The following is a 26583-nucleotide window of genomic DNA, read 5'->3' as shown; positions in this document are numbered from 1 at the left end:
ATATCGTGAAAATCACCCAACACCTGTGGTTTGAAAAAGACATGGACGCGGCGCTGCGCTGCTACACGGATTTGATCCCCGGATCCTCCCTGACCTGGCACTCTACCTTGCCCGCCGACACCCCCAGCGGCCCGGCCGGCAGCGTCAAGCTGGCGACGTTCATCCTCGGCGATCAGCGCTATGCGGCGATTGAGGCCGGTCCTCTGGATCCGTTCAATCACAGCTTTTCCATTATGGTGGAATGCGCGGATCAGGCGGAAGTGGATCGGCTGTGGGCGGCGCTGAGTGACGGTGGCCAAGTTGAGCAGTGCGGTTGGCTGCGTGATCGATGGGGGCTGAGTTGGCAGATTGTCCCCCGGCGGTTGACTGAGTTGATGAGTGATACCGACAGCCAAAAGGTGAGAAGGGTCACCGAAGCGATGCTGCAGATGGTCAAACTGGATATCGCCAAGCTGGAAGCGGCGGCGCGCGGGTAAAACTGCCCTGGCCCCGCGGCCTCCTCGGCGGCGGGGCATTATTTCAGGTAAATCATCCTGTTGTATCAATGCAGTTCATGCAAAGTTGAGTTTTTATCAGTTGTCAGCCTGGGCGAATCGCTGCACCCTAGGCTTCCCCTTACGCAGCGCAGAGAACAACAATGGAAAAAACACAGATTCAGCAGTGGGTTAAACAGTACCCGCTGTTGCAGGAGCTGATCGACCTTGAGCCGGTGACCTGGTTCAACCCGCGCGCGACCTCTTTGCAGGCCGGGCTGCCCTATGTCGGGCTGGATGCCAACGACGTGGCCGATGCGCAACAGCGTCTGGCCCGGTTCGCGCCTTATCTGAGCCTGGCCTTTCCCGAAACCCAGGCCACCAAAGGAGTGATCGAGTCTGAGGTCGTTGCGCTGCCTGCGATGCAAAGCGCACTGGATCAGCGTTATGGCCTGTCGCTCGGCGGCCGTTTGCTGCTGAAAAAGGACAGTCACCTGCCGATCTCCGGCTCGATCAAGGCGCGGGGCGGTATCTACGAGGTGCTGGCGCATGCGGAAAAACTGGCGCTTGAAGCCGGGTTACTGTCATTGACGGACGACTATGCCAGGCTGTTTTCGCCGGCGTTCCGCGAATTTTTCAGCGGTTACCGGATTGCCGTCGGGTCGACCGGCAACCTGGGAATGTCGATCGGCATTATCAGCGCCAGGCTGGGGTTCAGCGTCAGCGTCCACATGTCGGCGGATGCGCGCGAATGGAAAAAACAAAAGCTGCGTGAGAATGGCGTCAACGTGGTGGAGTACCAACAAGATTATGGCGTCGCCGTCGAACAGGGCCGCTTGCAGGCGGCGAGCGATCCGCGTTGTTTCTTCATTGATGACGAAAACTCGCAAACGCTGTTCCTGGGCTATGCCGTGGCCGGTGGTCGGCTGAAACGCCAGTTTGCCGAGAGCGGCATCCGGGTCGATGCTCAGCATCCTTTGTTTGTCTATCTGCCCTGTGGCGTGGGCGGCGGTCCGGGCGGGGTGGCCTTTGGCTTGAAACTGGCCTTCGGCGACCACGTACACTGCTTCTTTGCCGAGCCGACGCATTCGCCTTGCATGCTGCTTGGCGTACACACCGGGCTGCATGACGGTATCTCCGTACAGGATCTGGGCATCGACAACCTGACCGCGGCGGACGGGCTGGCGGTGGGGCGTGCCTCCGGCTTTGTTGGCCGCGCGATGGAACGCCTGTTGGCCGGGTTTTATACCTTAAGCGATACCGAGATGTTTGCGCTGCTGGGGCTGTTGGACAAGCATGAGCATATTCAGCTCGAACCTTCGGCGTTGGCGGGCATGCCTGGCCCGTGGCGGGTCATGGCCAGTCAGACGTGGTTGGCAAGCCAGGGGCTGAGTGAAGAGCAGAGGCGCAATGCCACCCATCTGGTGTGGGCAACCGGCGGCGGCATGGTGCCAGAAGCGGAGATGGCGAAATACCTGGCGACCGCCCAGCAGTCCATCTAATGAGTCAGCAGTGAGAGTTCCTGCGCGCCTTCCAGCAGGATCGGCAGGATGCGCTCGGTCAGTTCGCTCAGCGGAACATGGCCGGCCTGCACACCCACGTTTAACGCGGCGGTGACCCCACCGTTGACCGAGGTAATCGGCACTGCAATCGAGCGCAGGCCGATTTCCAGCTCCTGATCGTTGATCGCATAACCCTGCGTGCGAACCTTGTCCAACTCGTCGCGCAGTTTGTCGATCGAACCAAGGGTGTATTGCGTATAACGTATCAGGGTGATGCGTTGCAGGTAATCGTCAAGTTTATCTGCCGGTAAATGGCTTAATAGCACGCGGCCCATTGAAGTGGCGAATGCCGGCAGGCGGCTGCCTATGTTCAGATCAATGGTCATGATGCGTTCGGCAGAGGCGCGGGCGATATAAAGGATATTGTCGCCGTCCAGCGTGGCGATAGAGCAGGACTCATTCAACAACTGGCTGATGTGTTTCAGCACCGGCTGGGTGGCTTTGGCCAACGGCGTGGCGCCGAGATAGGCGTGAGCCAGCGTCAGAATACGCGGGCGTAGCTCAAAGTTCTTGCCGTCCTGCGCATAGACAAACCCCAGCTTGTTCAACGTATACAGACAGCGACGCACCGCCGCACGCGGAATGCCGGTTTTTTGGCTGATTTGCGAAATGGACATCAAACGGCGCTGCGGGGTAAAGGCCTGGATAACCTCAAGCCCTCGGGCCAGCGACGCCATAAAATTGGGGTCGCCCTTGAAAGGATCGCCACTGGCGGCGGACAGTAAAGCATCAGGCGCGGCGATTTCTTCGCCGCCAGAGGTTTTGGTCATCACCGGCTCCCGGGGTTGGTAGTTACAGCGCCAAATAGCGCAGTGTCGCCACGACGGCCAACCGACGGTTGCGGATCACCTGATCTTCCGGCGGTTCATGGCTTTCAAACAGCGTATTAAAGGTGTACTGGTTGGCAACATAGTGGAAACACAGGCTGCTGATCAAACGGTGCACGTCGGTGGCACTGGCGTCTGGGGTAAATTGCCCGGCTTGTTTACCGCGTTGCAAAATATCTTCCAGCAGGGTCAATGCGCTTTGATTCAAAGCCTTGATGCGCAGCGACTGGCGGATGTATTGACCGCGCATCATGTTTTCCATACAAATCACGCGGATGAAATCCGGATGCTCCGCGTGGTAGTTAAAACTTTCTTCTACCAGCCGGGTCATGGCTTCCACCGGTGGCAAGGCGTGCAGATCCAACCCCGTTTCGTGAGCACGGATATGCTGATAGACGTGTTCCAGCACCTCTATATAGAGCGATTCCTTATTCTTGAAATGATAAACCACCATGCGCTTGGTGGTGGCCGCCTGCTCGGCAATGTTCTCCATGCGGCCGCCTTTCAGGCCGGCCTCGGCAAACTCGCTCAGCGCCGCAGCGAAAATGCGCTGCTTCAGGCCAACGGGGTCATTTTTGCGTTTGGTGGCGGGCATTTCATCATTCTTCAAAACATCAGTCACTTATCTTTGGGAATATGCCGGTTAAGATTAACCGGGGTCAGCCGGCAATACAATCTGATGCGACAGCGCTTTTGTAAACGCCTTCATGTAGCTCAAGGGGCAGTTGAGACAGGAATAATGGTGCGTTGGGATAATACCTGCGGCTCTCAATATAGCCTTATCTGCGGCTAAACACCCCTGGGGAATAGGGCGGAGTTAAATAACCCGAACAAAGGGATGCAAGATTCAACTGCACGTATTTCTAATTTATCGCTGCGGATGGATGCCCCATTATTTCGCCATGACATTAAGCCTTACATAAAAATCCTAAGCTAAATCAGAAAAAAACGCCCTCGACGATTGGCGGTAATTTGATCAGCCAAGTGGGTCTGATTCAATTTTCCCACAGGTCCGGGTGCCAATATTAGGGTTGGGACGAAAATAAGTAAGCAGATATAAAGTGTTTTGAAAAGTCAGGTTAGCGCCAAAAAAACCTCATGGGGCGAAAGCAGGCATAATGACAGGTGAAATATTCAAGCTTACTGCTCGCGTAAAACGGTTCCGGTGACCCGAAGCAGGCAAGGTCGATCTTGAGATGGCCCCCGGGCAACGCGAATGGCGAACCGGCGTGTCAGGCAGGAAGCCGCGTAGGGCGGGGTTTTACCTGATGAACTCAACCTGCAACAGTAGCTAAACCAAAGTGAAATTTTAGCATTTTTTACGATTTCACTTTTAATTTTACATTAACAACGTCGCCAGCAGCCTTAATATTATTTTTTTTCACATGCCAGACTGCCGCTTTGGCGCTACTCTTATTTGGCAATGTTTCATTAAGGAAGATGCCATGCGTCATGGGCCGGTTAACCTAGGGATAGGTTATGAATTACTCGGTTAATTCATCAGATTTTATTGCTTTAAATATCTCTCCCAAAACATTCTCGTTTTATAACACTGCAAAATATTGTTTTATTTTAACGAAAGGTCGACAGTCTAAAAAAGACAGGTGCGGATTTTCATGAGAATAAAAACGACGAGATGATGCGGTTGTTTCAATCTTAAGCTTATTTTACCAGGCCAATATTATTTATCTGGAAAATGGATTTACTCACTCAGGAGCACACTCAATGAACCAGCGTTTGGACTTTATCGGTATTGGCATCGGTCCGTCCAACCTCAGTATTGCCGCGCTTGGAAGCGAAATCGAAGGGTTTAGTTGCCAATTCCTCGAGCGCAAACCGCACTTTTCCTGGCATCCAGGTATGATCCTGGCGGACAGCAGTATGCAGACCCATTTTTTGAAGGATCTGGTCACTGCCGTTTCGCCGACCAATCCTTATAGTTTTCTTAACTATCTGGTGAAGAGGAAGAAGTTCTACCGTTTCCTGACGACCGAACAACGTACCGCATCGCGCGAAGAGTTTGCCGATTATCTCAACTGGGCGGCAACCGGCCTGGGCTCACTGGCGTTTAACCAAGAGGTTCAGCAGGTAGAGTTTGATGACCAACAGCGGCAGTTTGTCGTCACCACCCAGAATGAGGTGTTTTACGCTAAACACCTGTGTGTGGGGATTGGCAAGCAAATCAAACTGCCGGACTGCGTGACCCAGCAAAATGATCACTGTTTCCACGCCAGCGAAATGATGTTACGCCAGCCAAAGCTTGCTGGAAAACGCGTGGCGATTGTGGGCGGGGGCCAAAGCGGCGCCGATCTGTTCCTGAACATTTTTCAGGGGGAATGGGGCCAGCCGGCACAGCTGAGTTGGATATCCCGGCGTAACAATTACAACGCCCTGGATGAAGCGGCTTTTGCTAACGAGTATTTTACACCTGATTATGTCGAGAAGTTCTGCACGCTGAACAACGCCGCCAAACAACACATGTTGCACGAACAAAAACTGACTTCCGATGGCATCACCAGCGAGTCGCTGTTGGCCATTTATCGCGCCATGTATCACCGCTTCGATGTGCTCCGCGAGAAGCGCTGGGTACAACTGCTGCCCAGCCGTTCGGTAATGGCATTGAATGCCCAGGATAATTTTTATCAATTAGAGACACAGCATCACCTTGATTTGGGCCGAGAAACTGTTGACGCCGACGTGGTGATCTTTGCTACCGGCTATCAACAGGCGCGTCCGGCATTTCTTGAATCCCTGGCGCTAACCGGCCCCGATGGGCAATACCGTATTACCTCGGATTTTACGCTTGATTGGGAAGGAGCCGCTGAGAATTGTGTGTTTGCGGTCAACGCCAGCATGCACCACCACGGCATTGCCGATCCTCAGCTTAGCCTGATGGCCTGGCGTTCGGCCCGTATTCTTAACCGCGCTTTAGGCCAAAACCAGTTTGATTTGAGCGCCACCCCGGCAATGATCCAATGGCGTAGTGAGCTGGAACAGCCCATCGCTTCAACCTCCTTGGGTGCCTATCAGTCACCGTTTTAATATTTTCGTCAAATGATGAGACAGGTTGTATGAGAAAACACATCAATAAATTTATCATGAATCAATTGGCGACCTTTACGCCGACCTTCAAGACCAAATTTATCTACAAAAAGGCATTTGGGAAAAAATTAAATCTAAACCCGCCGGTGACCTGGAACGAGAAAATAAACTATCTCAAACTTCACGATTACAGCAATAACGCGCTGGTGACGCAATGTGCGGATAAATACGCCGTGAGAGAATATTTGCAGGCGCAGGGCTGCGAAGAAATTCTCAATGAGCTTTACTTCGCCTGCGATTCGGTACAGGAGATCCCCTGGGCGGCCTTACCTGAAAAGTTTGTGATCAAGGGTAACCATGGTTCGGGTTACAACCTGATTTGCCAGGATAAAAGCAAGCTGGACATTGGGCAGGCCGCTAAAGTCATCGATAACTGGATGCACGAAGACTACTGGAAGGTCTACGCGGAATTAAACTACAAGAGAATCAATAAAAAGATAATCGGCGAAAAGTATATAGAGTCACCGGGGGGCCATGGCCCGGAAGACTATAAAATATATTGTTTCAATGGTGTTCCTTACTGCACGTTACTTTGTGTCGGCAGAGATAAGGGCATGCCAAAATATTACTTTTTCGATAAGGATTTTAAGTTCCTGTGTTACAGCCAGGATTGTCTGGCGTTGAGTCCGGAAGAGATCGAAGCCTTTGTCAAACCCGAAGGTTACGATGACCTCTTTGAGTACGCCAGGAAGCTATCGGCTCCCTTTGAATTTGTCCGGGTCGATTTCTATATCTCCAATGGCAAAGTCATTTTTGGCGAGCTGACCTTCACTCCCTCCGCCGGGATTGACACGGACATACTCGAACCCACGGATATCTTGCTTGGGGAAATGCTAAAACTAAAAACCACGCCGGAAAGCCAATCTTAAGCTGGGATTGGATGCTGCACGTTAATATGCGATGAACCTTAAAAAAGCCTGATGGTGTCATCAGGCTTTTTTTGGCTTAAATGAATAAATCTTGTTCGAGAGATCATTATTGTTGCGCGACTTGCCGCGCTAAAACCCCGTGTGTAATCCCCCTTATGAAACCCTGCAATGCATTGATATTCATCTGCTGTCTCATTTTTGGGCCTGGATGTCCATGATTTAGCATCTTATTAATCATTATTGATACAGATACAATTAGAAAATAAACCCGGAGATGAGATATGAATCAGCAACTTGCAGTAGTTACAAGCGCCACCAGGCTCAACACGGATGATCGAGCTTTAACGGGTCGTGCGTTTTTAATTTTTTTATTCCGTAATGTCATGAGGAAAGGATAATGTCTATAAAAGGCAAAGTTAACAACCTGATCGCTAACGAATTATTCTTCGGCTTAGTGTCTGTTTTAATGAGGTTGCTTCTTTCATCAGTTTTCATTGTTGCGGGTATAGGTAAACTTTCAGCTTATACCGCGACAGCAGGGTATATGGCGTCTATGGGAGTACCAGCAAAGTTTTTGCCTTTAGTGATCTTAACTGAGTTAGGGGGTGGTCTGGCTCTGTTACTGGGTTTCCAGACGAGAGTTGTCGCCATTCTATTCTTTGGATTCTGCATCATCTCAGGGCTGATTTTTCATAGTGGTTCCGACCAGCAAAGCCAGTTTATGCTGATGAAGAACATCACGATGTCCGGTGGTTTTATAGCCCTGTTTCTCTTCGGGCCTGGCGGGTTTAGTCTGGATAACCGAAATAATTATTAGCCAGTATCCTCCGGCAAAACCGGAGGTCTATGTTATTGGGCGCAGTATGCAGCGCCCCTACCATTAAACAACAGAGTATTTTGCCAACGGTCTTAGCGGGTGTTTTGTTAGTGGCCCAACGGCACATGTTTCATCAATGTTAATCAGCTCACAGAACCCAAAGCCCATCGCTTTACGCGAAATTAACCTATCTCACTGAAAATATTTATCTTCTCCAAATACCCCTTTTTTCTCGTTCGGTTATCGCACGCTAATTAATTTAACAATATTGAAACTTATTGGCGGCGATGCTTTGATGATTCTGGCGATTAACGAACCAAGTTTCGATAATCGCACAACTAGCGACTTTGCCAGGGACCGCCTGGCCGTTCCCGCCGGGTTTAATTTCGCCAGGCCAACCTAGGAAGCGCTCTATGTCCCAGCCAAACACCATAGAAATTCAGTCGTTTATCAATGAAAAACCCTTTTCTCGCTACCAGTGGCTGATCCTGGTGCTGTGCTTTCTGACCGTGGCGCTGGACGGTTTCGACACCGCCATTATCGGGTTTATCGCCACTTCGCTGGTCCAGGACTGGGGGATTGAGAAGACCTCGCTGGGGCCGGTGATGAGTGCCGCACTGGTTGGGCTGGCGGTCGGTGCGTTAACCGCCGGGCCGCTGGCGGACCGCATTGGCCGCAAGAAGGTGCTGGTCCTGTCGCTGATCCTGTTTGGGGGCTTCAGCCTGTTGACGGCCTTTGCCACCAGCTTGCCGATGCTGACACTGCTGCGTTTCTTAACCGGTCTGGGGCTGGGGGCGGCGATGCCTAACGCGGCCACCCTGATGTCGGAATATGCGCCGGAACGCAAACGCGCACTGCTGGTGAACCTGATGTTCTGCGGCTTTCCGCTGGGGTCATCGATGGGCGGTTTCGTGTCCGCCTGGTTGATCCCGCATTTCGGTTGGCAGAGCGTGATGGTGCTGGGCGGGGTGATGCCACTGCTGCTGGCGGTGGTGCTGATTATCGCACTGCCCGAGTCCGCCCGTTTTATGGTGGTGCACGGTTATCCGGCACGGCGTATCGCCGCCGTGCTTAAACGCATTGCACCGCTTGACCTGGCCGAGCCGCTGCACTTTAGCCTGACCGAAGAGGGGCAGGTGAAGAACAAGTCGGCGCTCGGGGTGATTTTCTCCCCACGCTACCTGCTCGGCACCCTGATGCTGTGCCTGACCTACTTTATGGGGCTGATGATTTTCTATCTGTTGACCAGTTGGCTGCCGCTGTTGATCCGTGAAACCGGCGCTTCGATCCGTCAGGCCTCGCTGATCACTGCGCTGTTCCCTTTGGGCGGCGGCATTGGCGTGCTGATCATCGGTTGGCTGATGGACCGCATGAACCCGCACAAGGTGGTGGCGGTGGGTTATCTGTTGACGGGGGTGTTCGTCTGCGCGATTGGCTACGTCTACAGCGACCCGCTCTTGATGGCGGTGACGGTGTTTATCGCCGGGACCTGCATGAACGGCGCACAGTCTTCCATGCCGGCGCTGGCCGCCGGTTTCTATCCCACTCAGGGGCGGGCGACCGGTGTCGCCTGGATGCTGGGGTTGGGGCGCTTCGGCGGCATCCTGGGGGCCATGAGCGGCGGGGTGCTGATGCAAATGCAGCTGTCGTTCAGCACCATTTTTACCCTGCTGGCGATCCCCGCGCTGGTGGCGGCGCTGGCGTTGGTGGTCAAACACCTTGCCGCCAAGGCGTCGGCCTTGTCCGGTTCACTCAATAAAGCCTTATAAGGAGATACCCATGCGGACACAAATAGCGATTATTGGCGCCGGCCCGGCCGGATTGATGTTGTCACACCTGCTGCATTTGCAGGGTATCGAGTCGGTAGTGCTGGAATCACGCAGCCAGCAGGCGGTAGAGTCCACCATTCGCGCCGGGGTGCTCGAACAGGGAACCGTAGATTTGCTCAACCAGACCGGGCTGGGCGAACGCATGCGCAGAGAAGGGGCGCAACACCATGGCATCCGGTTGGCATTTGGCGGCCAACAGCATCGGATCGACCTGACTGAACTGACCGACCGGGCGATCACCGTTTACGCCCAGCACGAGGTATTGAAAGATATGATTGCCGCCCGGCAGGCGGTGCAGGGCCAGCTCTATTTTGACGTCGAGGCAGTAGCGCTGAAAGGGCTGGACGGGGAACGGCCGCAGGTACATTACCGCCACCAGGGCGAACAACGGCGGCTCGACTGTGATTTTGTCATTGGCTGCGATGGCTTTCACGGTATCAGCCGGGCCGCGATGCCCGGTGGGCTGCGTCAGGATTATACCCGGGTTTATCCCTTCGGCTGGTTCGGCATTTTGGTGGAAGCGCCGCCGTCCAGCGACGAGTTGATCTACGCTCGCCACCCACGCGGCTTTGCGCTGATCAGCACCCGTTCGCCGGGCGTGCAGCGAATGTATTTCCAGTGTGATCCGGCGGAAAATGTCGACCATTGGTCGGATGACCGTATCTGGAACGAATTGGAAAGCCGGCTGGAGAATCATGACGGTTGGTCACTGAAAAAGGGCCGCATATTTCAGAAAAATGTGGTCGGCATGCGCAGCTTCGTCACCGAGCCGATGCGTTGCAAACGCCTGCTGCTGGCGGGGGATTCGGCGCATATCGTGCCACCGACCGGGGCCAAAGGATTGAACCTGGCGATGGCGGACGTCTGCCTGCTGTCACAGGCGCTGGAGGAGTTTTACCGGCACCAAAGTTGGCGGCGACTGGACAGCTACAGCGACGATGCGTTGAAACGCGTCTGGCGCGCGGAGCATTTCTCCTGGTGGATGACCAATATGCTGCACACTCATCAGGACGACAGCGCCTTCCAGCAACGGCTCCAGTTGTCGGAACTGCAATACACCGTAAAGTCGCGTAGCGCCATGACGGTGCTGGCGGAAAACTACGTCGGCTCGCCATTTCAGATGATGTAAGTCGGCCGGCATCACAAAACTCAACAAAATTGACCAATGTTTCGATAATCGCCCAAGCTAGCGTTTACCGCTCTTGACGCTGCCGACCGCGCCGCGCCATCATCGGGAAAATCGTCCTTTGCCCGGAGTACCTATGGAGTTACTGACGCCGTTGCTGCGATCTTCAGCGGTAAGCGCTTGTTTTAGCGATGCCGCCACGCTGCAGGGAATGCTGGATTTCGAAGCCGCATTGGCCACGGCCCAAGCCGGTCTGGGCATCATTCCCCGCGAGGCGGCCCAGCAGATCGCTGCTGTTTGCCACCATCCTGCATTCGATGCGGCGGATCTGGCGCAGGCCGCGGCGCAGGCCGGTAATCTGGCGATCCCGCTGGTGAAGCAGCTAACGGCGCGGGTGGCGCAGCAAGATGCGCAAGCCGCCCGTTTCGTGCATTGGGGGGCAACCAGCCAGGATGCCCTGGATACCGGCCTGGTGCTGCAACTGCGGCACGCACTGGCATTAACGCACAGCGACCTGGAGCGGCTGATCGCGGCGTTGGTGCAGCAAATTACGCGTCATCAGGATTGCGTGCTGGTCGGGCGCACCTGGATGCAGCATGCGCTGCCGACCACACTCGGCTTAAAGTTGGCGGGCACGCTGGATGCCTTGTTGCGCTATCGGCAACGGCTGGATGAAATGCGGCCACGGGTGTTGGCGTTACAGTTGGGCGGTGCCGCCGGTACGCTGGCGTCATTGGGCGAGCGGGGCGCGGAGCTGGTCACCGCGCTGGCGGCCGGCTTGCAACTGACCGCGGCGCAGACGCCCTGGCACAGCCAGCGCGATCGCCTGTTGGAGATCGCCGGTTGGTACGCCGGTTTAACCGGCACGCTGGGCAAATTGGCGCGCGATATCTCATTGCTGACGCAAACCGAAGTGGCGGAAGTGGCCGAGCCGACGGCGGCGGGGCGCGGGGGCTCATCCACGATGCCGCACAAGCGCAATCCGGTGGCCTGTGCGGTGATCCTCTCGGCGGCGAATCGGGTACCGGCGCTGGTCGGCGGGCTGTATGCCGCCATGGTGCAAGAACACGAACGCGGTCTGGGCGGCTGGCATGCCGAGTGGGAAAGTTTGCCGGAGCTGGTGATGCTGGCGGCGGGTGCGTTACACACCACCGGCGATTTGGTCGCCGGGCTGCAGGTGTTCCCACAACGGATGCAGCATAACCTGAAGTTAACTGACGGTCTGATCATGGCGGAAGCGGTGACAATGGCTTTGGGCGAAGCCATTGGCCGTCAGCCGGCGCATCAGCACATCGAAAAGCAGTGTCATCAGGCGTTGGCGCAGGGCCTCACGTTGCACGAGGTGTTGCTGGATGACCCGCTTGTCATGGCGCATTTCACCGCACAACGGCTCAACGAACTGCTGGATCCGCAGCGGTACCTTGGCAGTGCGCGACATTTTACCCAGCAGGTGCTGCAACGGGCGACTGCATCCACTTCAGAGAACCATCGACATGAATGATGAACAACGTTATCAGCAGGGCATTGAGGTTCGCAGGGCGGTATTGGGGGATGCGCATGTGGATCGCAGTCTCAACCAGCTCACCCCATTAAACGAAGAGTTCCAGAATTTTATCAGCCGTTACGCCTGGGGGGAGATTTGGACCCGGCCAGGGTTGGCGCGTCATACCCGCAGCCTGATCACCATTGCGATGTTGATCGCCCTTAACCGCGAGGCCGAATTGCGCATGCACCTGAAAGCGGCGGTCAACAACGGGGTGACTCGCGAGGAAATTAAAGAAGTGCTGATGCAAAGCGCGCTGTACTGCGGCCTGCCGGCGGCAAACTCGGCGTTTCATCTGGCGGCGGAGGTGTTCGCCGAACAGGATGCGCAGGCCGACTAGGCCGATCGCGTTGGCCCGGCGATCCCCCGTACCGTCGCGATAAACGCCAGCGTCGTCTCGCTCAATTGGCCGTCATTGCGGGTCAAAAGGCCCACCGCTTCCTCCATCCCCTGGGTAGGCAGCGGCAAGGGCACCAACTGGCCGGTGGCGATATCGGCTTTCACCGCGCTGGACGGCACAAACCACAGATAGTCGAATTGCAGCGTCATCTGACGGGCCAACGAGGCAGATAGCGTTTCGATATACTGGCTGGGCAGGCTGAACCCCTGCGTTGACAGCAGGTTCTCGGTATTGTGGCGCGGTACCGTGCCCTTTGGCGAGACAATGGCCGGATAACTCAGCGCCCGCTCCAGGGTGATGGTTTCGCTTAGCAACGGGTGCCCCGGCCGAGTCACCATCAGCAACGACTCCAATAGCAGCAGTTCAAAAGCCAGTCCGCTCATCATTTCCGGGTCGGCCATGCGACCCATCGCCACGTCAATCTCGCCCGCCTTAAGTTGAGCCAGCAGCTCGGTATTGGTCCCGGTGATCACCTGGACTCGCGAATGCGGGTTTGCCTGCTGGTACTGGCCGATGGACTGCGGCAGCATGCCCAGCGCGGTGGTCGGCAGCGCGCCGATACGCAACACCCGTGCCGGGGCGTCGTCGAGCCGGTCGAGCGCATGCCCGGCGGCGGTTAACGCCTCCAGTACCCGCGTGGCATAGCCAAGAAATTGCTCACCCTGATCGGTCAGCAGCGTGCCCTGGCGATGACGCACCAGCAGCCGGTTGCCGGTCAGGGCTTCCAGTTCGGTCAGCGTCTTTGACAGCGCCGGTTGGCTGAGGCTCAGTTTCTCGGCGGCGCGGCTTAGCGAACGCTCTTGCGCGACGGCGACAAAACCGTTGATGTGGCGTAAGCGCATGCGTTGAATAAATAAATTGGCTTTTTTCATACCTCAGTGTAGGAAGTTTTCCCCACCGGTAACAAGTGACGGCGGCCGTATATTTGTCCTGACGTGCAAAATTTTACGGCCGCGTCCCGGCGAGGGCTAAAGGTCGAAAAATACCGTTTCGCCTTCCCCCTGGATCACAATGTCAAAACGGTATACCCGTTCTTCGCCGCGCGTTTCCGGCTGGGCAATTAACGTTTTACGCCGTACTTCCAGTTCGATCAGATTGAGCACCGGATCCTGCTGGTTGGCCGCATCCTCATCGGCGAAATACAGCCGGGTATGCAACCCAATATTGATGCCGCGTGCGACGATCCACAGGTTAATGTGCGGGGCCATCATTCGCCCGTCACGGCCACAAACGGCACCCGGTTTGATGGTTTCAAAGCGGTAGAGCCCGGTGTCGAAGTCGGAACAGCTGCGCCCCCAGCCACGGAATGCGGCATCGAGCGGTTTGTGCTGTTGCAGATCGCCCGGGTGGTTATAGCGGCCATGGGTATTGGCCTGCCAGATTTCCAGCAGCACGTCGCGGATCGGGGTACCGCTGCCGTCGAACACCCGGCCTTCCACGGTGATGCGCTGGCCCTGGGTCTCCGGCTGGGTCAACACGTGGCCGAAGTTGTTTTCGAAGATCTCGAAGCCGGCCGCCAGGGGCGCGAGGCCGATGTGCACATAGGGTCCGGCGGTTTGCGACGGCGTTTCCGGAAGATACTGTAATGGCATCATGCTTTCCCCTGTAGACGGTTTTCAAACAAGGTGGCGCGGTGGCCGCGCAGCACCAGATCGAAACGGTAGGCCAGGCTGTCCAGTTGGACCGAGGCGGTTTTGTCCAGTCCGGCGATCAGTGTGCGTACCGCATCGTCATTTTTGATGGCACGTACGATCGGGCAACTGGCAATCAGCGGATCGCCTTCGAAGTACATCTGGGTGATTAGGCGCTGGGCGAAGGCGTCGCCGGACAGCGAGAAATGAATATGAGCCGGGCGCCAGTCGTTGACCCGGTTGCGCCAGGGATAGGGGCCGGGTTTGATGGTGCGGAAAAAGTAATAGCCGTTATCGTCGGTCAACACCCGGCCGCAGCCGCCGAAGTTGGGATCGATCGGTGCCAGATACTGGTCTTTCTTGTGGCGATAACGCCCACCGGCGTTGGCCTGCCACACTTCAACCAGCGCATTGCGCATCGGCAGGCCATTTTCGTCGCGCACATAGCCGTGCACGATAATCCGTTCGCCGATCGGCAAGCCCTGTTTGGCGTAATTGAGGATCAGGTCGTTATCCAGCCGGCCGAGTTCATGCTGGCCGAACACCGGGCCGGTGATCTCCGACAGTGAATTTTGCAGGGATATCAACGCGTTTTTCGGCGAGCGTAACACGCTGGTTTTGTATTCCGGCACCAGTACCGGCGGGTGCAGGTCATAGTTACGGTGATAGAGTTCGTTAATCTGGCTCATGCGGAAATCCTCATGGCGTAGGCAGGGTGCAGAGGGCTGATCTGTTTTGTTGTTTTGTCAGCGCGAAGGGGCGTGAGTACCTTTCCCCAGTCTGAGTCTCGCAAGCCAGAGTGTTACAATAAAGTGAAATTTAGCGGTGCTTTACATAACCTGAGGTTATGTGGTGGGCGTAAAAAAGGGCGGTAAGTTCGTAATGCCGGTCAGTTAAGCAAAGTTCTGAATAAGAATGTACGACGTTGTTTAAGTGGGCGTCCCCCTCTCCAGAGGGAGAGGGCCGGGGTGAGGGGGCTTTTGCGTTGGTATATATCCCCTCACCCTAATCCTCTCCCAAAGGAGAGGGGACAATATCGCCTTAATTGAAAAGCATTAGGGTAAGTCCGCCCTCATAAATTAAAGCTGTTCGCCGTTGCTGGCGATCACGGTGCGGTACCAATCGAAGCTCTTTTTACGCGAGCGTTCGAGGGTGCCGGTGCCGTCGTCGTGTTTGTCGACGTGGATAAAGCCGTAGCGCTTGCTGTACTCGCCGGTGGTGAAGGACACGCAGTCGATGCAGCCCCATGGGGTGTAACCCATCAGATCCACGCCGTCTTCGATCACCGCTTTTTTCATCTGTTCGATGTGTGCGCGCAGGTAGTCGATGCGGTAGTCATCGTTAATCTGGCCGTCAGCCTCGACGGTATCGAAGGCACCGAAGCCGTTCTCGACGATAAACAGCGGTTTCTGGTAGCGCTCATACAGCACGTTCAGCGAGTAACGCAGCCCAACCGGGTCAATCTGCCAGCCCCAATCGGAGGCTTTGACATAAGGGTTCGGCACGTTGCCGGGGAAGCTGAACATCTCGTTGTCGCTGCTCACCGCATCGGCCTGCAGGGCATGGCTCATGTAATAGCTGAAACCGATGTAATCCGCGCAGCCTTCACGCAGGGTTTGCTCATCCTGCGGTTGCATCTCAATCTGGAAGCCTTTGCGCTCCCACTCGCGCAGCAGGTACGAAGGATAGTAGCCGCGCACCTGCACGTCGGTGTACAGGTAGCGCGAGTGCATGGCTTCGACGCTGTACATCACGTCGTCCGGCTTGCAGGAGAACGGGTAGAAGGGGACGCAGGCCAGCATGCAGCCGATTTTGAATTCCGGGTTAATCTGGTGACCGAGCTTCACCACCTGGGCGCTGGCGACAAACTGATGGTGCAAGACTTGATACAACGTCTGCTCCGGGTTCTCTTCCTGGGTATACACCACGCCGGAACAGCAATAACCAAACAGCGGATACTGGTAGTTGCTCTGGTTGTTGATCTCGTTAAAGGTCATCCAGTATTTCACTTTGTGCTGATAACGACGCAGCACCACTTCGCTGAAGCGCACGAAGAAATCGACCACCTGACGGTTTTTCCAGCCGCCATACTCCTTCACCAGGTGGTAAGGCATTTCAAAGTGGGACAGGGTGATCACCGGCTGGATATTGTATTTCAGCAGCTCATCAAACAGATCGTCGTAAAATTGCAGGCCGGCTTCGTTCGGCTCCTGTTCGTCACCGTTGGGGAAAATACGCGTCCAGGCAATCGAGGTACGGAAACATTTAAAGCCCATCTCGGCGAACAACGCCACGTCCTGCTTGTAGCGGCCGTAAAAATCCACCGCCTCGTGGTTAGGGTAACGATAGCCTTCCTGCACGCCGTCGGTCATGACGCGATCCACGCCGTGAGAGCCGCCCGACAGAACGTCGGCAATGCTTGGGCCTTTGCCGCCCTGATCCCAACCGCCTTCAACCTGGTGCGCCGCCACGGCGCCACCCCACAGAAAATCTTTCGGTAACTGTTGCTGTTTCATCGTAGGTTTCTCATCGGGTTATTATTGGAAAACACCGAACTTCCGGAATGAGAATATAGTAGCAAGCTGGAATTGAATGTCACGATATAACAAATCACCGCGCAGGTGACGTGTCACATTAAAAAAACAGGCTGTTTTATTTTGCGGAATTAATATGCCCCAACCGTTTGCCGATGGTTTCAATAATGTAAATTACCGGGATTTGGGTGGTGATATTATGTTGCCCGGCGATCAGCTGCGGGGGAACGTGATAGGAAAGGTTGAAGTCCGCCATGCGCGCCAGCGACGAGGTTTCGTTGTTGGTGATGCTGACGATTTTGCAGTGGTGCAGGCTGAACTGGCTGGCCAGACGCAGGATTTCTTCGGTCTCGCCGGACACGGAAAGCATTATCGCGACCGCGCTTTTATACATGTCGCTATTGATCGGGTAATAAGGATCGTCAATGTGGGTGCTGAATTTCCCGACGTTGGAAAAGAAGCGGGCGCCATATTTACCCAAAGCGCCCGAGGTGCTTACGCCGACGAAAATAATACGTTCGGCGGCTGCAATATGCTGCACCGCCTGGTCTATCAGTTGATTAAATTCGTCGTTGTTGATGCTTTTAAAGAAACTGATGATTTCGCTGGTGCCGAAATCCACCGGTGGCGCTTCGGTCTGCTCAAGATACAGCTTAAAACGGATGCGGAATTCGGAATAACCGTCGCAGCCCATTTTCTTGCAAAAGCGCAGTACGGTGGTGGTGGAGACCCCGGCGGCTTCGGCCAGTTCGCGGATGGTCATATACATCACCGGGTTCTTGTTTTTGATGATGTAATTATAAACCATCAATTCCAGCGTATTGAGTTCGGCGATTGCTTTATGGGTAAACATAGACCTATCCGGCGAGTAACAACAGACCTTAATCAGCGGGCTAACATAGCAAATTTTGCCGTAGCCCGCTCGTGGTTTTCGTTGTTATTCAGGCGCGTTTGGCGCTGTCCAGCAGCTTGTCGTGCGTCGGTTCGCTGCCGGTGAGGTCGCACTCCTTCGGTAAGCGCCAGGCGATGATCCCGGCGATGATCAGCGACACCGCCAACCCGCATACCGCCACGTTCTGGCCGTACAGATAGATCATCACGCCCACCAGATAAGGCCCGCAGAAACCGCCCAGGTTGCCCAGACCGTTAATCACGCCGCGGGCCCCACCGGCAACCTCCGCCGAGGCGATGCGCCCCGGCATCGACCAGAACGGGCTGGTCGCCGCTTTCAGGAAGAAGCCACACACCACCAACGCAATGTAGGCCGCCACCACGTTATGGCGCAGCACCACCGAAGCCAACAGTGCCGCGGCGAAGCAGAACAGGGACACCATTACCCACAGGCGGCGCTTGCCGGTTTTGTCGGTCAGCACCGAAATCAGGTAAATCCCCAGCAGGGTGGCGACGAACGGCAAGATCGCCAGGAAGCCCACCGAGGCCATATTGCCGCCGGTGAGGTTTTTCAAAATGGTAGGCAGCCACAGGGTGTAGCCATAGTCGCCGGTTTGGTAGAAGAAGTTCAGCAGCACCAGTTTCATCAGCCCCTTGTTGCGGAACACGTCTTTCAGCGGCGCTTTGCTGACCGGCTGCATTTTGCTGCGTGCTTGCCGTTCACGCGTCAGTTCGGCGATCAGATACTCGCGTTCACGGGCCGGCAGCCAACGAGCTTCCTGTGGGCGATCGCTGATCAACAGCCACCAAATGGCCAAGACCACCAACGACAGCAGCCCTTCGATGATAAACAGCCAGCGCCAGTCGAACTGGTTAATGATGGCGCCGGAAATCGGTGCGGTAAGCATGCCCCCCAAAGGGGCGAACATCATGACAAAGGCGTTGGCGCGGCCCAGTTCTTTCTCCGGGAACCAGTTGCTGATCATGGTCAGCACCACCGGTAACATGCCGCCTTCGGAGATGCCCAATACGAAGCGCAACACCAGCAGTTGGTAGTGATTGGTGACAAAGCCGGTCGCCACCGAAACGACTGCCCAGGCGCACAAAGACCAGGCGATAAAGCGTTTGCCGCTGCCGTTGACCGCAATGCGCCCGCCGGGAACCTGCAAAAACAGATAACCGATAAAGAAGATGCCGCTGGCCAGTCCGGCCATCTGACTGGTAATGCCCAAATCGCTTTCCATACCGCCGGGCAGCGCGAAACTGATATTAACCCGGTCCATAAAGGAAATAATGCAGGCGATCAGGATCGGGGCAATAACCCGCAGCCAGCGGGTGTTGGGTATTTTATTATCCATGGCGATCTCTCTTTATAGGGCGCAGGGAGAACCTCTCGATAAAGAGGTCCTGTGATTCAGCGGGTATAAAAGCGAAAAGAAAACGCGTTAATTATTCGATGGCGTGAGGCAAGGGTGCCTGGTTAAAAAAGGCTTCGACGTTGGTAAACACGATGTCGCTCATTTTTTGCCGGGTTTCCTGGGTGGCGCTGGCGATATGCGGTTGCAGCACCACGTTCTCCATGGCGATCAGTTCAGCAGGCACCTGCGGCTCGTGGGCGTAAACGTCCAGCCCGGCACCGGCGATGGCCCCGTTTTGCAGGGCGGCAATCAGGTCGGGTTCGTTGACGATGCTGCCGCGAGCAATGTTAATCACCAGCGCGTGCGACGGCAGGGCGTCGAACACCGCCTTGTCCACCAGACCGGCGCTGTCTTTGCCGCCGGAAATGGCAATGATCAGGAAGTCGCTTTCCCGCGCCAATGCCGACAGGTCCGGGAAATAGGTGTAGGGCAGCGAACTGTCCTGCGTGCGGCTGGCGTATTGAATGCGCATGTTGAAACCGGCGGCGCGCTGGGCGATGGCGCGGCCGATGTTACCCATGCCGAAAATCCCCAGACGCTTGCCGCTGACCTGCACCGACAGGCCCGGCGCTTGCTGCAGCCAGCGGCCTTCACGGACAAAACGATCGTTGTGGCACAGCTGGCGCGCGGTGGCCAGCAGCAGCCCCAGCGCCATATCCGCCACGTCTTCCGTCAGGGCCCCCGAGGTGATGGTGACCGCAATGCCGTGCTGGCGGGTGTAGTTCAGGTCAATGGCATCGGTGCCTACGCCGAACACCGCAATCAGCCCCACATGGGGCAATTGTTCCAGCACCGGCGTGGCGACGCCGATATCGCCGCGGGTGACGACCGCCCGCAGGGCGTCGCCCTTGTCGGCCAGAAAGGCGACCGGATCGGCCTGCTCATACAGCCGGTGGACCACAAAGTCAGCCTCAAGGCGGGCCAGCAGGTTTTCCATCACTGGGGCAATTAACAGCACTTCATTGGGCGTAGAGGTCGTCATGGTTTCACCTGTATAAAATTAGCGTTGCTTCGTTAATGCTATAAAAGCGGTTTTCGGCAGGCGGTTTTGCGACAGATATCACGCTGAAGGATGTTAAAAAAAGGTGTTACCGGTAATGTGATCGACGGAGGGAAAAGGGCTGTTGTTGCGGGGGATTAGCGGCAAAAACTCCGGTGCAGCCGGGAAAAATTGGGGCAGTTGCGCCGACAGTGACAATTTAACGCATGGGTAACATGGGCGCGTAACACCTGCGGGGGTAGCGCAAAAAGAAAAGCCGCACAGAGATGCGGCCAGGCGTTCACAACGAACAAAACAAGGACAAAAATTCCGGTAGACAGGCCCTGAAACCAACCTCAGAGACTGGTGAGGATCATAATCAAAATGTTCCTGGGTGTTAAATGCCGAATATGGCTTTGCTAGTCGAATTAATAGATAAATAATCAGTCACTTACTTATCCTCGGACCAGCGCGCGGCGCTGACATCCACTTTGATCGGCAGCAGGCCGATCGCGGTAAACTTATCGGCCAGCTTCTGCTGCTCGGCCAACACTTCCGGCGTCATGCGCTGGCTGCCAAAAGGCATGCGCGCCAGGGCTTTGGCCCAGATCGCCTGTTCCAGCCCGGTGCTTTGCGCCAGGATTTTCGCCGCTTCGTCCTGATGCGCGTTGGCCCAGGCGCTCAGTTCCGCCAACTGTTCAATCACCAATTTGGCGCTGTCCGGGTAGGTTTCGGCAAAGTGGCGACTGGCGAGATAGAAGGTGTAATGCGGCACCAGGCCTTGGGCGTCCTTGAGCAGACGGGCATTGGCATGGGTTTGCACTTCGGCGTAGTAAGGATCCCAAATCACCCAGGCGTCGACGCTGCCGCGTTGGAAGGCGGCACGGGCGTCGCTTGGCGGCAGATACACCGGCGTAACATCTTTATAGCTCAACCCGGCCTGTTCCAGCGCGCTGACCAGCAGATAGTTGACGTCGGAGCCTTTGTTCAGCGCCACCCGTTTGCCTTTGAGGTCGGCTACGGTTTTGATCGGTGAATCCTGCGCGACCACAATGGCTTCGGTTTTCGGGCTGGCCGGCGAATGCCCCAGGTAGATCAGGTCGGCCTTGGCCGCCTGAGCGAAAGCCGGCGGCGCATCGCCGGTCGCCGCCAGATCAATGCTGCCGACGTTCAGACCTTCCAGCATTTGCGGCCCGGCGGGGAACTCAATCCATCGCAGCTTGATGCCCTGTGGCGCCAGTGCCTTCTCCAGCGTGCCCCGGTATTTCAGCAGGGCGAAAATATTGGCTTTCTGATAACCAATGGTGATTTGCTGCGGTGTTTCCTGTGCCGAGGCGCTCGACAGGCCGGCGCTGCCCAACAGCAGCGAGCTGGCAATCAAAGCGGCTTTCCATTTTTTCATCATCAAGGTCCAATAAAATAAAGGGGTTATTGTCGGTGGTTGAGTCGGCGTGACAGCCGATCGCCAAAAAATTGCAGCAGGGTGACCAGCGCCACCAACACCACGATGACGGTGAGCATCACCTGCGTGTCGAAACGCTGATAGCCATAGCGGTAAGCCAAATCCCCCAGGCCACCGGCACCGATGGCCCCGGCCATCGCGGAGGCGTTGATCATGGTGACCAGGGTAATGGTAAAACCGCTGACGATGCCGGGCATGGCTTCCGGCAGCAGCACGTGGCGGATGATATGCCCACGGCGACACCCCATGGCCTGCGCCGCTTCGACCAGCCCGTGATCCACTTCCCGCAGGCTGACTTCGGCGATACGCGCAAAGAACGGCATGGCGGCGACCGTCAGTGGCACCACGGCGGCCCACACGCCATAAGAAGTGCCGACCAGCATGCGGGTGAACGGGATCAGTGCGACCATCAGGATCAGAAAGGGGATCGAACGGAACAGGTTCACCAGCCACCCGAGCACCCGCTGAACGCCAACCTGCTCGTAGAGCCCACCGCGCTCGCTGACCACCAGTACAATCGCCAGCGGCAACCCCAACGCCAATGCCAGCAGGGAAGAAACCCCCACCATCAGCAGCGTATCGAGAAATCCGGCCCACAGCCGGTCAAGCAACAGCGACATAGCCCAGTACCTCCACGCTGTCGGCCAGCGTCTGCGGAATAACTTGCTCAAGGTGTGACGGTGTCACGCTCAACAACAGATACCCGATGGCGTGCCCCTGAATATGTTCAATGGCGCTCTCCACCAAGGTGACGTTGCCCTGAAAGGCCGCCAGCACCTGGTTGAGTTCCAGCGAAGCCCCCTGGCCGCGATAACGTAACCGGATTAACCGGGGCGAGTCCGGCGTCGTCGGCGTGGCGGTAATTCGACCGGCCAGGTTCTCCGGCAGGCTGTCGTGCGCCGGGGTCAGCAGGATACGCGTCGTTTCCTGTTGCGGGTTGCTGTACACCTGCCATACCGGGCCGTATTCGATAATTTCACCGCGCTCCAGCACGGCGACCCGGTGGCAAATATCGTGGATCACCTCCATTTCATGGGTAATCAGCACGATGGTGATGTTGAACTCGCGGTTGATGCGTTGCAGCAACGCCAGAATGGCGCGGGTGGTTTCCGGATCGAGCGCCGAGGTGGCTTCGTCACACAGCAGCAATTCAGGGTTGTGTACCAGCGCTCTGGCGATGCCGACCCGCTGTTTTTGTCCGCCGGAAAGCTGTGCCGGGTAGGCGTCCGGGTAGTCGCACAACCCCACCAACGCCAGCAGCGCATCCACCCGGCTGCGCCGCTCCGCGATCGGCACGCCCGCCACCCGCAGCGGCAACTCGATGTTCTGGCGAACGGTTTTGGCCGACAGCAGGTTGAAGTGCTGGAAAATCATGCCGGTGCGCCGCCGGTAGGCCACCAGTTGATCTTCGTTCAGACGGTCGATATCGACGCCATCGACCTCCACGCTACCGCCGCTGGGGCGCTCCAGCCGATTGATGGTACGGATCAGCGAGGATTTCCCCGCACCGCTGCGGCCGATGATGCCGAAGATTTCCCCTCGGCGAATGCTGAGGTCAATTTCCTTCAGCGCGTCGGTCAGCTGTCCAGGATAACGCTTGCTGAGCCGGGTAAAGCGCAGGTGGGTGTCATCGTGGCGGTGAACCGGTTGATCGGCGACCAGCTCGCCTGGGTTAGGCAACACCAAACTGGACATCGCTTATTGACTCCAGCCTGGCTGGTACAGCTTGCCGTAGAAACTGTCCAACTTGGCGCGAACCACCGGCGAATGCTGGTAAACGTCGACAAACTGGCGCAAGCGCGGATCGTCCTGATGACCGTCGCGGATCACGAACTGGATCACGTACTCCGGGTTCTCCAGGCCGTCGAACAGCAGGGCGCTGTTGGGATCGACGGTGCCGGACAGCCGCAGGTAGTGCGGATAGCCCTGCGCCAGATCCACTTCTTCCAGGGTGCGCGCCAGTTGCACCGCTTCTACCTCGATAATCTTGATGTGTTTGGGATTGCTGACGATATCGGCCTGAGTCGCCTGAATACCGGCACCGGCTTTCAGCTTGATCAGCCCGGCCTTTTGCAACAGCAGCAAACCGCGTCCGCCGTTAATCACATCATTGGCAATCGCCACGCTGGCGCCGTCCGGCAGTTCGGCAATGCTCTTGTGCTTTTTAGAGTACAGCCCGACGTTATTGATGATCGCCGGGGCATAGGCCACCAGGTGGAAATTGCCTTCTTTATTGGCGTTGTGCAGGAACGGCAGATGCTGGAACAGGTTGACGTCGATATCGCCGTTTTCCAGGCTGACGTTAGGGGCCGTCCAGTCGCTGAATTCGATAATATCCACCTTCAATCCTTGTTTGCGCGCTTCTTGCGCCGCCACCTCAAGCGGCGGAGCGAAGGCGGCGGTGGTACCGACCTTCAACGCGCCGCTGTAGTCATTGGCCGCCGCCACCGTGCCGGAAAAGGCCAGCAGCGCCGGGATCAGTATTTTTAATGCCAGATTGGGTATGGTCATGGTGTTGTCCCTTTAAAAGAAAAAGTCAGTGGTTCAAATCGCGACTGGCGCGCCCGCACGCCAGCCGGCTGCCGGATGACTCGGGGGTAACCGGTCTTGTTGCTGAAACAGTTTTTGCCGCAGGCTGCCGGTACGGTACGCGGTCTTGTAACGGCCACGTGATTGCAGTTCCGGCACCACCAGATCGATAAAGTCGCGGTAGCTGCCGGGGTTAACGATGCGCGTCAGGTTAAAACCGTCGATATCGCCCTGATCAACCCACTGCAACAAGGCATCGGCCACCTGTTGCGGATCGCCGACCACCAGAGGATAGCGCCCGCCCATGGCGTGCTGATCCAGCAGTTGGCGGCGGGTCCAGCCGCTGTAGGTTTGGCTTACCGACTGAATGGCCTGGGTCGGCCCGGTGTGGATCGGGTCGTCCAGCCCGAAGCGCGAAAGGTCGATGCCGGTCGAGCTGGAGAAATGCGCCAGGCCGGCTTCCGGGCTGGCATAGCGCAGATATTCACGGTATTTATCCTGCGCTTCTGCGGCTGTGGGCGCGACGATAACGCCGACCCCCATAAACACTTTCAAATCCTGGCGCTGACGTCCGGCGGCGACCGCGGCACTGCGCAGTTTGTCGACCTGAGCTTTCATCACCGCGGGTGTGGCGTGATTAACGAAGGTACATTCCGCATGACGGGCGGCGAACTGGATGCCACGCCCCGAGCTGCCCGCCTGGAACAGCAGTGGGGTGCGCTGCGGTGAAGGTGACGACAGGTGATACCCCTCGACCTGATAGAATTCTCCCCGATGGATCACCTTGTGGATCTTCTGCGCATCGGCATAAATTCGCCGCTGACGGTCAGCCAGCACCGCGCCGTCTTCCCAACTGCCTTCCCACAGTTGATAGGCCACGTCGAGGAACTCATCGGCCTGATCATAGCGGCGATCGTGATTCACCTGCTCGGTCAGGCCCATGGCGCGCGCGGCGCTGTCGAGATAACCGGTGACGATATTCCAGCCAATGCGGCCCTGGGTCAGATGATCCAGCGTCGACAGCCGCCGGGCAAAGGGATAGGGGGCCTCATAGCTCAGGTTGGCGGTGATGCCAAACCCCAGATGGTCAGTGACCGCCGCCATGGCCGACACCAGCAGCAGCGGATCGTTGACCGGCAGCTGTATCGACTCGCGCGCGGTCAGGGCGATGTTCTGCTGATAGACATCGTAAACGCCGAGAATATCGGCGATAAACAGCCCGTCGAACAGGCCGCGCTCCAGCAGCTGTGCCAGTTCGGTCCAGTAGCCCAGTTGGTTGAACTCGGTGGAACGGTCCTGCGGATGGGTCCACATGCCGTGATGAATGTGGCCGACGCAGTTCATGTTGAAGGCGTTCAGCAAAACTTCTTTGGCAACGGCGCTCATTACACTGTCCCCCGACGCGGTGGCAACACCCCGTTCAGCACGTAATTGCCGATCGCCGGGTATTTCCAGCGCACCGGATCGTGCAGGGTATGGGTACGGGCATTGCGCCAGTGGCGGTCAAGATTGTATTCCTGCAGGGTGGCGCGGCTGCCGGCCAGTTCAAACAGCAGATTGCCGGCGGCCAGTGAGACTTCGGTAGTCCAGGCGCGGGCTCTGGCGACCTCAACCGAGGCCTCCGCCACCGACTGCGCATCGCTGTGGCGCTGGGCGGCGTCGATGGCTTCACCGGCCACCTCCAGTAATGCATCACCGGCCTGGATACGGGCGGAAATCTTGCCAATGCGATCCAGCGTGAGCGGATCATCGGCGGCACGCTCGACACCGGAGTCAATCCACGGACGGGAGCTGGAGCGGACAAACTGCAACATGTCCTGCCAGGCCGCTTTGGCAATACCCTGATCGATGGCGGCGTGCATAATCTGCGCCAGCGGGCCAACCGGCGTTGGCCGTTCAAATGCAGTCTGGAAAGGCACGATATCCTGCTCATCGACCGGACACCGGTCCAGCGCCACGCTGCCACTGCCGGTGGTGCGTTGGCCAAACCCCGACCAGTCGTCGGTAATGGTCAGCCCGGGCGTGTTGCGCGGCAGAAACACCAATTGCTCTTTGCCGTCCTCACCTAACGCGGCGGTGGGGATGCGTCCGGCGTACAGCGCGCCGGTGGCGTAGAATTTCTGGCCGGACAGCCGCCATTGCCCTTCATGGCGCGATAACGCGGTGCTGCGGTGGTGGGCGGCCTTACTGGTGAATTCCGCCAGTGCGTTGCCGAAATGCCCCCCTGCCAGCACTTCCCGATACAAACGTTGCTGCTGGTGCGGTGCTCCGTTGACCCGCAACACTTCCAGTGCGTAGTAGTGATTTTGCGGCACCTGACCAATAGAGGCATCGGCCTGACTGAGAATGGCGATGACCTGTGCCAGCACGCGGTTTGACAGCGCCGGGCCGCCGAATTCACGCGGAACGGTGATCGCGCCAAGGCCGGAAGCGAACAGCTCAGCCAGCTCGGCAATCGGCAACCGTCGTTGGCTGTCACGTTCGGCAGCCCCGGGGCTGAACCGCGCCGCCAGCCGGTGGGCGGTTTCCAGCGCCTGCCCGGCATCGGTAATGTATTGCGCTGCCCGTTGAGGGGCGGTTTGGGTTGTCAT

The 26583-nt window shown here is 56.9% G+C and carries 24 protein-coding genes; 9 read left to right on the top strand and 15 right to left on the bottom strand.

The annotated features are described in order from the left end of the window. Window positions 1-5: 5 nt before the first annotated feature. Complete coding sequence (locus ACGS9J_RS00380; protein WP_442229138.1) at window positions 6-476, top strand: VOC family protein; 471 nt, start codon at window positions 6-8, stop codon at window positions 474-476. Window positions 477-637: 161 nt separating this feature from the next. After that, window positions 638-1975 (top strand): D-serine ammonia-lyase, encoded by a 1338-nt coding sequence (locus tag ACGS9J_RS00375; protein ID WP_442229137.1) that lies wholly within the window; start codon window positions 638-640, stop codon window positions 1973-1975. Here ACGS9J_RS00375 and ACGS9J_RS00370 read toward each other — a convergent pair. Further along, window positions 1972-2805: an IclR family transcriptional regulator domain-containing protein gene (locus tag ACGS9J_RS00370; RefSeq protein WP_442229136.1), complete on the bottom strand. Its 834-nt coding sequence runs from the start codon at window positions 2803-2805 to the stop codon at window positions 1972-1974. The two genes, ACGS9J_RS00375 and ACGS9J_RS00370, sit on opposite strands and share 4 nt — an antisense overlap. 22 nt (window positions 2806-2827) lie before the next feature. Further along, window positions 2828-3457 carry a TetR/AcrR family transcriptional regulator gene (locus tag ACGS9J_RS00365; RefSeq protein WP_442229135.1) on the bottom strand — a complete coding sequence of 210 codons (630 nt, stop codon included), beginning with the start codon at window positions 3455-3457 and terminating at the stop codon, window positions 2828-2830. Window positions 3458-4587: 1130 nt separating this feature from the next. Here ACGS9J_RS00365 and ACGS9J_RS00360 point away from each other — a divergent pair. The 7 genes from ACGS9J_RS00360 to pcaC all read left to right on the top strand — a co-directional run bounded on the left by ACGS9J_RS00360 (window position 4588) and on the right by pcaC (window position 12488). Beyond that, window positions 4588-5904 carry a lysine N(6)-hydroxylase/L-ornithine N(5)-oxygenase family protein gene (locus ACGS9J_RS00360; protein ID WP_442229134.1) on the top strand — a complete coding sequence of 439 codons (1317 nt, stop codon included), beginning with the start codon at window positions 4588-4590 and terminating at the stop codon, window positions 5902-5904. A 29-nt stretch (window positions 5905-5933) separates the two neighbouring features. Continuing rightward, window positions 5934-6833 (top strand): ATP-grasp fold amidoligase family protein, encoded by a 900-nt coding sequence (locus ACGS9J_RS00355; protein ID WP_442229133.1) that lies wholly within the window; start codon window positions 5934-5936, stop codon window positions 6831-6833. 397 nt (window positions 6834-7230) lie between these two features. Next, window positions 7231-7650 carry a DoxX family protein gene (locus ACGS9J_RS00350; protein WP_442229132.1) on the top strand — a complete coding sequence of 140 codons (420 nt, stop codon included), beginning with the start codon at window positions 7231-7233 and terminating at the stop codon, window positions 7648-7650. A gap of 413 nt (window positions 7651-8063) precedes the next feature. Beyond that, entirely contained in the window at window positions 8064-9419 is a 1356-nt protein-coding gene (locus tag ACGS9J_RS00345; RefSeq protein ID WP_442229131.1) for an MFS transporter, read from the top strand. 10 nt (window positions 9420-9429) lie between these two features. Next, window positions 9430-10608, top strand: coding sequence for a 4-hydroxybenzoate 3-monooxygenase (locus ACGS9J_RS00340; protein WP_442229130.1), 1179 nt, complete (start codon window positions 9430-9432; stop codon window positions 10606-10608). Between the two features lie 133 nt (window positions 10609-10741). Then, window positions 10742-12106: a 3-carboxy-cis,cis-muconate cycloisomerase gene (locus ACGS9J_RS00335; protein ID WP_442229129.1), complete on the top strand. Its 1365-nt coding sequence runs from the start codon at window positions 10742-10744 to the stop codon at window positions 12104-12106. After that, window positions 12099-12488, top strand: coding sequence for a 4-carboxymuconolactone decarboxylase (gene pcaC / locus ACGS9J_RS00330; RefSeq protein WP_442229128.1), 390 nt, complete (start codon window positions 12099-12101; stop codon window positions 12486-12488). The genes ACGS9J_RS00335 and pcaC overlap by 8 nt, the downstream gene beginning before the upstream one ends. Here pcaC and ACGS9J_RS00325 read toward each other — a convergent pair. The 13 genes from ACGS9J_RS00325 to ACGS9J_RS00265 form a co-directional block, all read right to left on the bottom strand. Then, entirely contained in the window at window positions 12485-13420 is a 936-nt protein-coding gene (locus tag ACGS9J_RS00325; RefSeq protein WP_442229127.1) for a LysR substrate-binding domain-containing protein, read from the bottom strand. The two genes, pcaC and ACGS9J_RS00325, sit on opposite strands and share 4 nt — an antisense overlap. Before the next feature lie 96 nt (window positions 13421-13516). Next, window positions 13517-14140, bottom strand: coding sequence for a protocatechuate 3,4-dioxygenase subunit alpha (gene pcaG, locus ACGS9J_RS00320; RefSeq protein WP_442229950.1), 624 nt, complete (start codon window positions 14138-14140; stop codon window positions 13517-13519). Beyond that, the gene (pcaH, locus tag ACGS9J_RS00315) at window positions 14140-14868 is read right to left on the bottom strand and encodes a protocatechuate 3,4-dioxygenase subunit beta (RefSeq protein WP_442229126.1); all 729 of its coding nucleotides are present in this window, start codon (window positions 14866-14868) and stop codon (window positions 14140-14142) included. The genes pcaG and pcaH overlap by 1 nt, the downstream gene beginning before the upstream one ends. 390 nt (window positions 14869-15258) lie before the next feature. Next, window positions 15259-16695 (bottom strand): 6-phospho-beta-glucosidase, encoded by a 1437-nt coding sequence (locus tag ACGS9J_RS00310; RefSeq protein ID WP_442229125.1) that lies wholly within the window; start codon window positions 16693-16695, stop codon window positions 15259-15261. Between the two features lie 136 nt (window positions 16696-16831). Then, the gene (locus ACGS9J_RS00305; protein ID WP_442229124.1) at window positions 16832-17566 is read right to left on the bottom strand and encodes a MurR/RpiR family transcriptional regulator; all 735 of its coding nucleotides are present in this window, start codon (window positions 17564-17566) and stop codon (window positions 16832-16834) included. A gap of 88 nt (window positions 17567-17654) precedes the next feature. Then, window positions 17655-18962 (bottom strand): MFS transporter, encoded by a 1308-nt coding sequence (locus ACGS9J_RS00300; RefSeq protein ID WP_442229123.1) that lies wholly within the window; start codon window positions 18960-18962, stop codon window positions 17655-17657. Between the two features lie 91 nt (window positions 18963-19053). Next, window positions 19054-20004, bottom strand: a complete 951-nt coding sequence (locus ACGS9J_RS00295; RefSeq protein ID WP_442229122.1) for a 2-hydroxyacid dehydrogenase — start codon at window positions 20002-20004, stop codon at window positions 19054-19056. Between the two features lie 448 nt (window positions 20005-20452). Beyond that, entirely contained in the window at window positions 20453-21403 is a 951-nt protein-coding gene (locus ACGS9J_RS00290) for a sulfonate ABC transporter substrate-binding protein (RefSeq protein ID WP_442229949.1), read from the bottom strand. Between the two features lie 26 nt (window positions 21404-21429). Beyond that, window positions 21430-22083, bottom strand: a complete 654-nt coding sequence (locus ACGS9J_RS00285) for a methionine ABC transporter permease (RefSeq protein WP_261463506.1) — start codon at window positions 22081-22083, stop codon at window positions 21430-21432. Beyond that, window positions 22067-23158, bottom strand: coding sequence for a methionine ABC transporter ATP-binding protein (locus tag ACGS9J_RS00280; RefSeq protein WP_442229121.1), 1092 nt, complete (start codon window positions 23156-23158; stop codon window positions 22067-22069). The genes ACGS9J_RS00285 and ACGS9J_RS00280 overlap by 17 nt, the downstream gene beginning before the upstream one ends. 3 nt (window positions 23159-23161) lie before the next feature. Beyond that, entirely contained in the window at window positions 23162-23974 is an 813-nt protein-coding gene (locus tag ACGS9J_RS00275; protein ID WP_442229120.1) for a MetQ/NlpA family ABC transporter substrate-binding protein, read from the bottom strand. Between the two features lie 33 nt (window positions 23975-24007). Next, on the bottom strand, window positions 24008-25378 hold the full coding sequence (locus tag ACGS9J_RS00270; protein WP_442229119.1) for an LLM class flavin-dependent oxidoreductase: 1371 nt from the start codon (window positions 25376-25378) through the stop codon (window positions 24008-24010). After that, window positions 25378-26583 (bottom strand): SfnB family sulfur acquisition oxidoreductase, encoded by a 1206-nt coding sequence (locus ACGS9J_RS00265; protein WP_442229118.1) that lies wholly within the window; start codon window positions 26581-26583, stop codon window positions 25378-25380. The genes ACGS9J_RS00270 and ACGS9J_RS00265 overlap by 1 nt, the downstream gene beginning before the upstream one ends.

Origin of the sequence: Serratia quinivorans, from assembly GCF_052113645.1 — a bacterium.
GTDB classification, from domain to species: domain Bacteria; phylum Pseudomonadota; class Gammaproteobacteria; order Enterobacterales; family Enterobacteriaceae; genus Serratia; species Serratia quinivorans_B.
Note: the sequence above shows the minus strand (reverse complement) of the source record. Positions and strands in the feature narration are given on the sequence as shown.

Excerpts from the sequence above, each read along its gene's own strand:
- ACGS9J_RS00375 (WP_442229137.1), top strand. The coding sequence starts at position 638 with ATGGAAAAAACACAGATTCAGCAGTGGGTTAAACAGTACCCGCTGTTG.
- ACGS9J_RS00370 (WP_442229136.1), bottom strand. The coding sequence starts at position 2,805 with ATGACCAAAACCTCTGGCGGCGAAGAAATCGCCGCGCCTGATGCTTTA.
- ACGS9J_RS00365 (WP_442229135.1), bottom strand. The coding sequence starts at position 3,457 with ATGCCCGCCACCAAACGCAAAAATGACCCCGTTGGCCTGAAGCAGCGC.
- ACGS9J_RS00360 (WP_442229134.1), top strand. The coding sequence starts at position 4,588 with ATGAACCAGCGTTTGGACTTTATCGGTATTGGCATCGGTCCGTCCAAC.
- ACGS9J_RS00355 (WP_442229133.1), top strand. The coding sequence starts at position 5,934 with ATGAGAAAACACATCAATAAATTTATCATGAATCAATTGGCGACCTTT.
- ACGS9J_RS00350 (WP_442229132.1), top strand. The coding sequence starts at position 7,231 with ATGTCTATAAAAGGCAAAGTTAACAACCTGATCGCTAACGAATTATTC.
- ACGS9J_RS00345 (WP_442229131.1), top strand. The coding sequence starts at position 8,064 with ATGTCCCAGCCAAACACCATAGAAATTCAGTCGTTTATCAATGAAAAA.
- ACGS9J_RS00340 (WP_442229130.1), top strand. The coding sequence starts at position 9,430 with ATGCGGACACAAATAGCGATTATTGGCGCCGGCCCGGCCGGATTGATG.
- ACGS9J_RS00335 (WP_442229129.1), top strand. The coding sequence starts at position 10,742 with ATGGAGTTACTGACGCCGTTGCTGCGATCTTCAGCGGTAAGCGCTTGT.
- pcaC (WP_442229128.1), top strand. The coding sequence starts at position 12,099 with ATGAATGATGAACAACGTTATCAGCAGGGCATTGAGGTTCGCAGGGCG.
- ACGS9J_RS00325 (WP_442229127.1), bottom strand. The coding sequence starts at position 13,420 with ATGAAAAAAGCCAATTTATTTATTCAACGCATGCGCTTACGCCACATC.
- pcaG (WP_442229950.1), bottom strand. The coding sequence starts at position 14,140 with ATGCCATTACAGTATCTTCCGGAAACGCCGTCGCAAACCGCCGGACCC.
- pcaH (WP_442229126.1), bottom strand. The coding sequence starts at position 14,868 with ATGAGCCAGATTAACGAACTCTATCACCGTAACTATGACCTGCACCCG.
- ACGS9J_RS00310 (WP_442229125.1), bottom strand. The coding sequence starts at position 16,695 with ATGAAACAGCAACAGTTACCGAAAGATTTTCTGTGGGGTGGCGCCGTG.
- ACGS9J_RS00305 (WP_442229124.1), bottom strand. The coding sequence starts at position 17,566 with ATGTTTACCCATAAAGCAATCGCCGAACTCAATACGCTGGAATTGATG.
- ACGS9J_RS00300 (WP_442229123.1), bottom strand. The coding sequence starts at position 18,962 with ATGGATAATAAAATACCCAACACCCGCTGGCTGCGGGTTATTGCCCCG.
- ACGS9J_RS00295 (WP_442229122.1), bottom strand. The coding sequence starts at position 20,004 with ATGACGACCTCTACGCCCAATGAAGTGCTGTTAATTGCCCCAGTGATG.
- ACGS9J_RS00290 (WP_442229949.1), bottom strand. The coding sequence starts at position 21,403 with ATGAAAAAATGGAAAGCCGCTTTGATTGCCAGCTCGCTGCTGTTGGGC.
- ACGS9J_RS00285 (WP_261463506.1), bottom strand. The coding sequence starts at position 22,083 with ATGTCGCTGTTGCTTGACCGGCTGTGGGCCGGATTTCTCGATACGCTG.
- ACGS9J_RS00280 (WP_442229121.1), bottom strand. The coding sequence starts at position 23,158 with ATGTCCAGTTTGGTGTTGCCTAACCCAGGCGAGCTGGTCGCCGATCAA.
- ACGS9J_RS00275 (WP_442229120.1), bottom strand. The coding sequence starts at position 23,974 with ATGACCATACCCAATCTGGCATTAAAAATACTGATCCCGGCGCTGCTG.
- ACGS9J_RS00270 (WP_442229119.1), bottom strand. The coding sequence starts at position 25,378 with ATGAGCGCCGTTGCCAAAGAAGTTTTGCTGAACGCCTTCAACATGAAC.
- ACGS9J_RS00265 (WP_442229118.1), bottom strand. The coding sequence starts at position 26,583 with ATGACAACCCAAACCGCCCCTCAACGGGCAGCGCAATACATTACCGAT.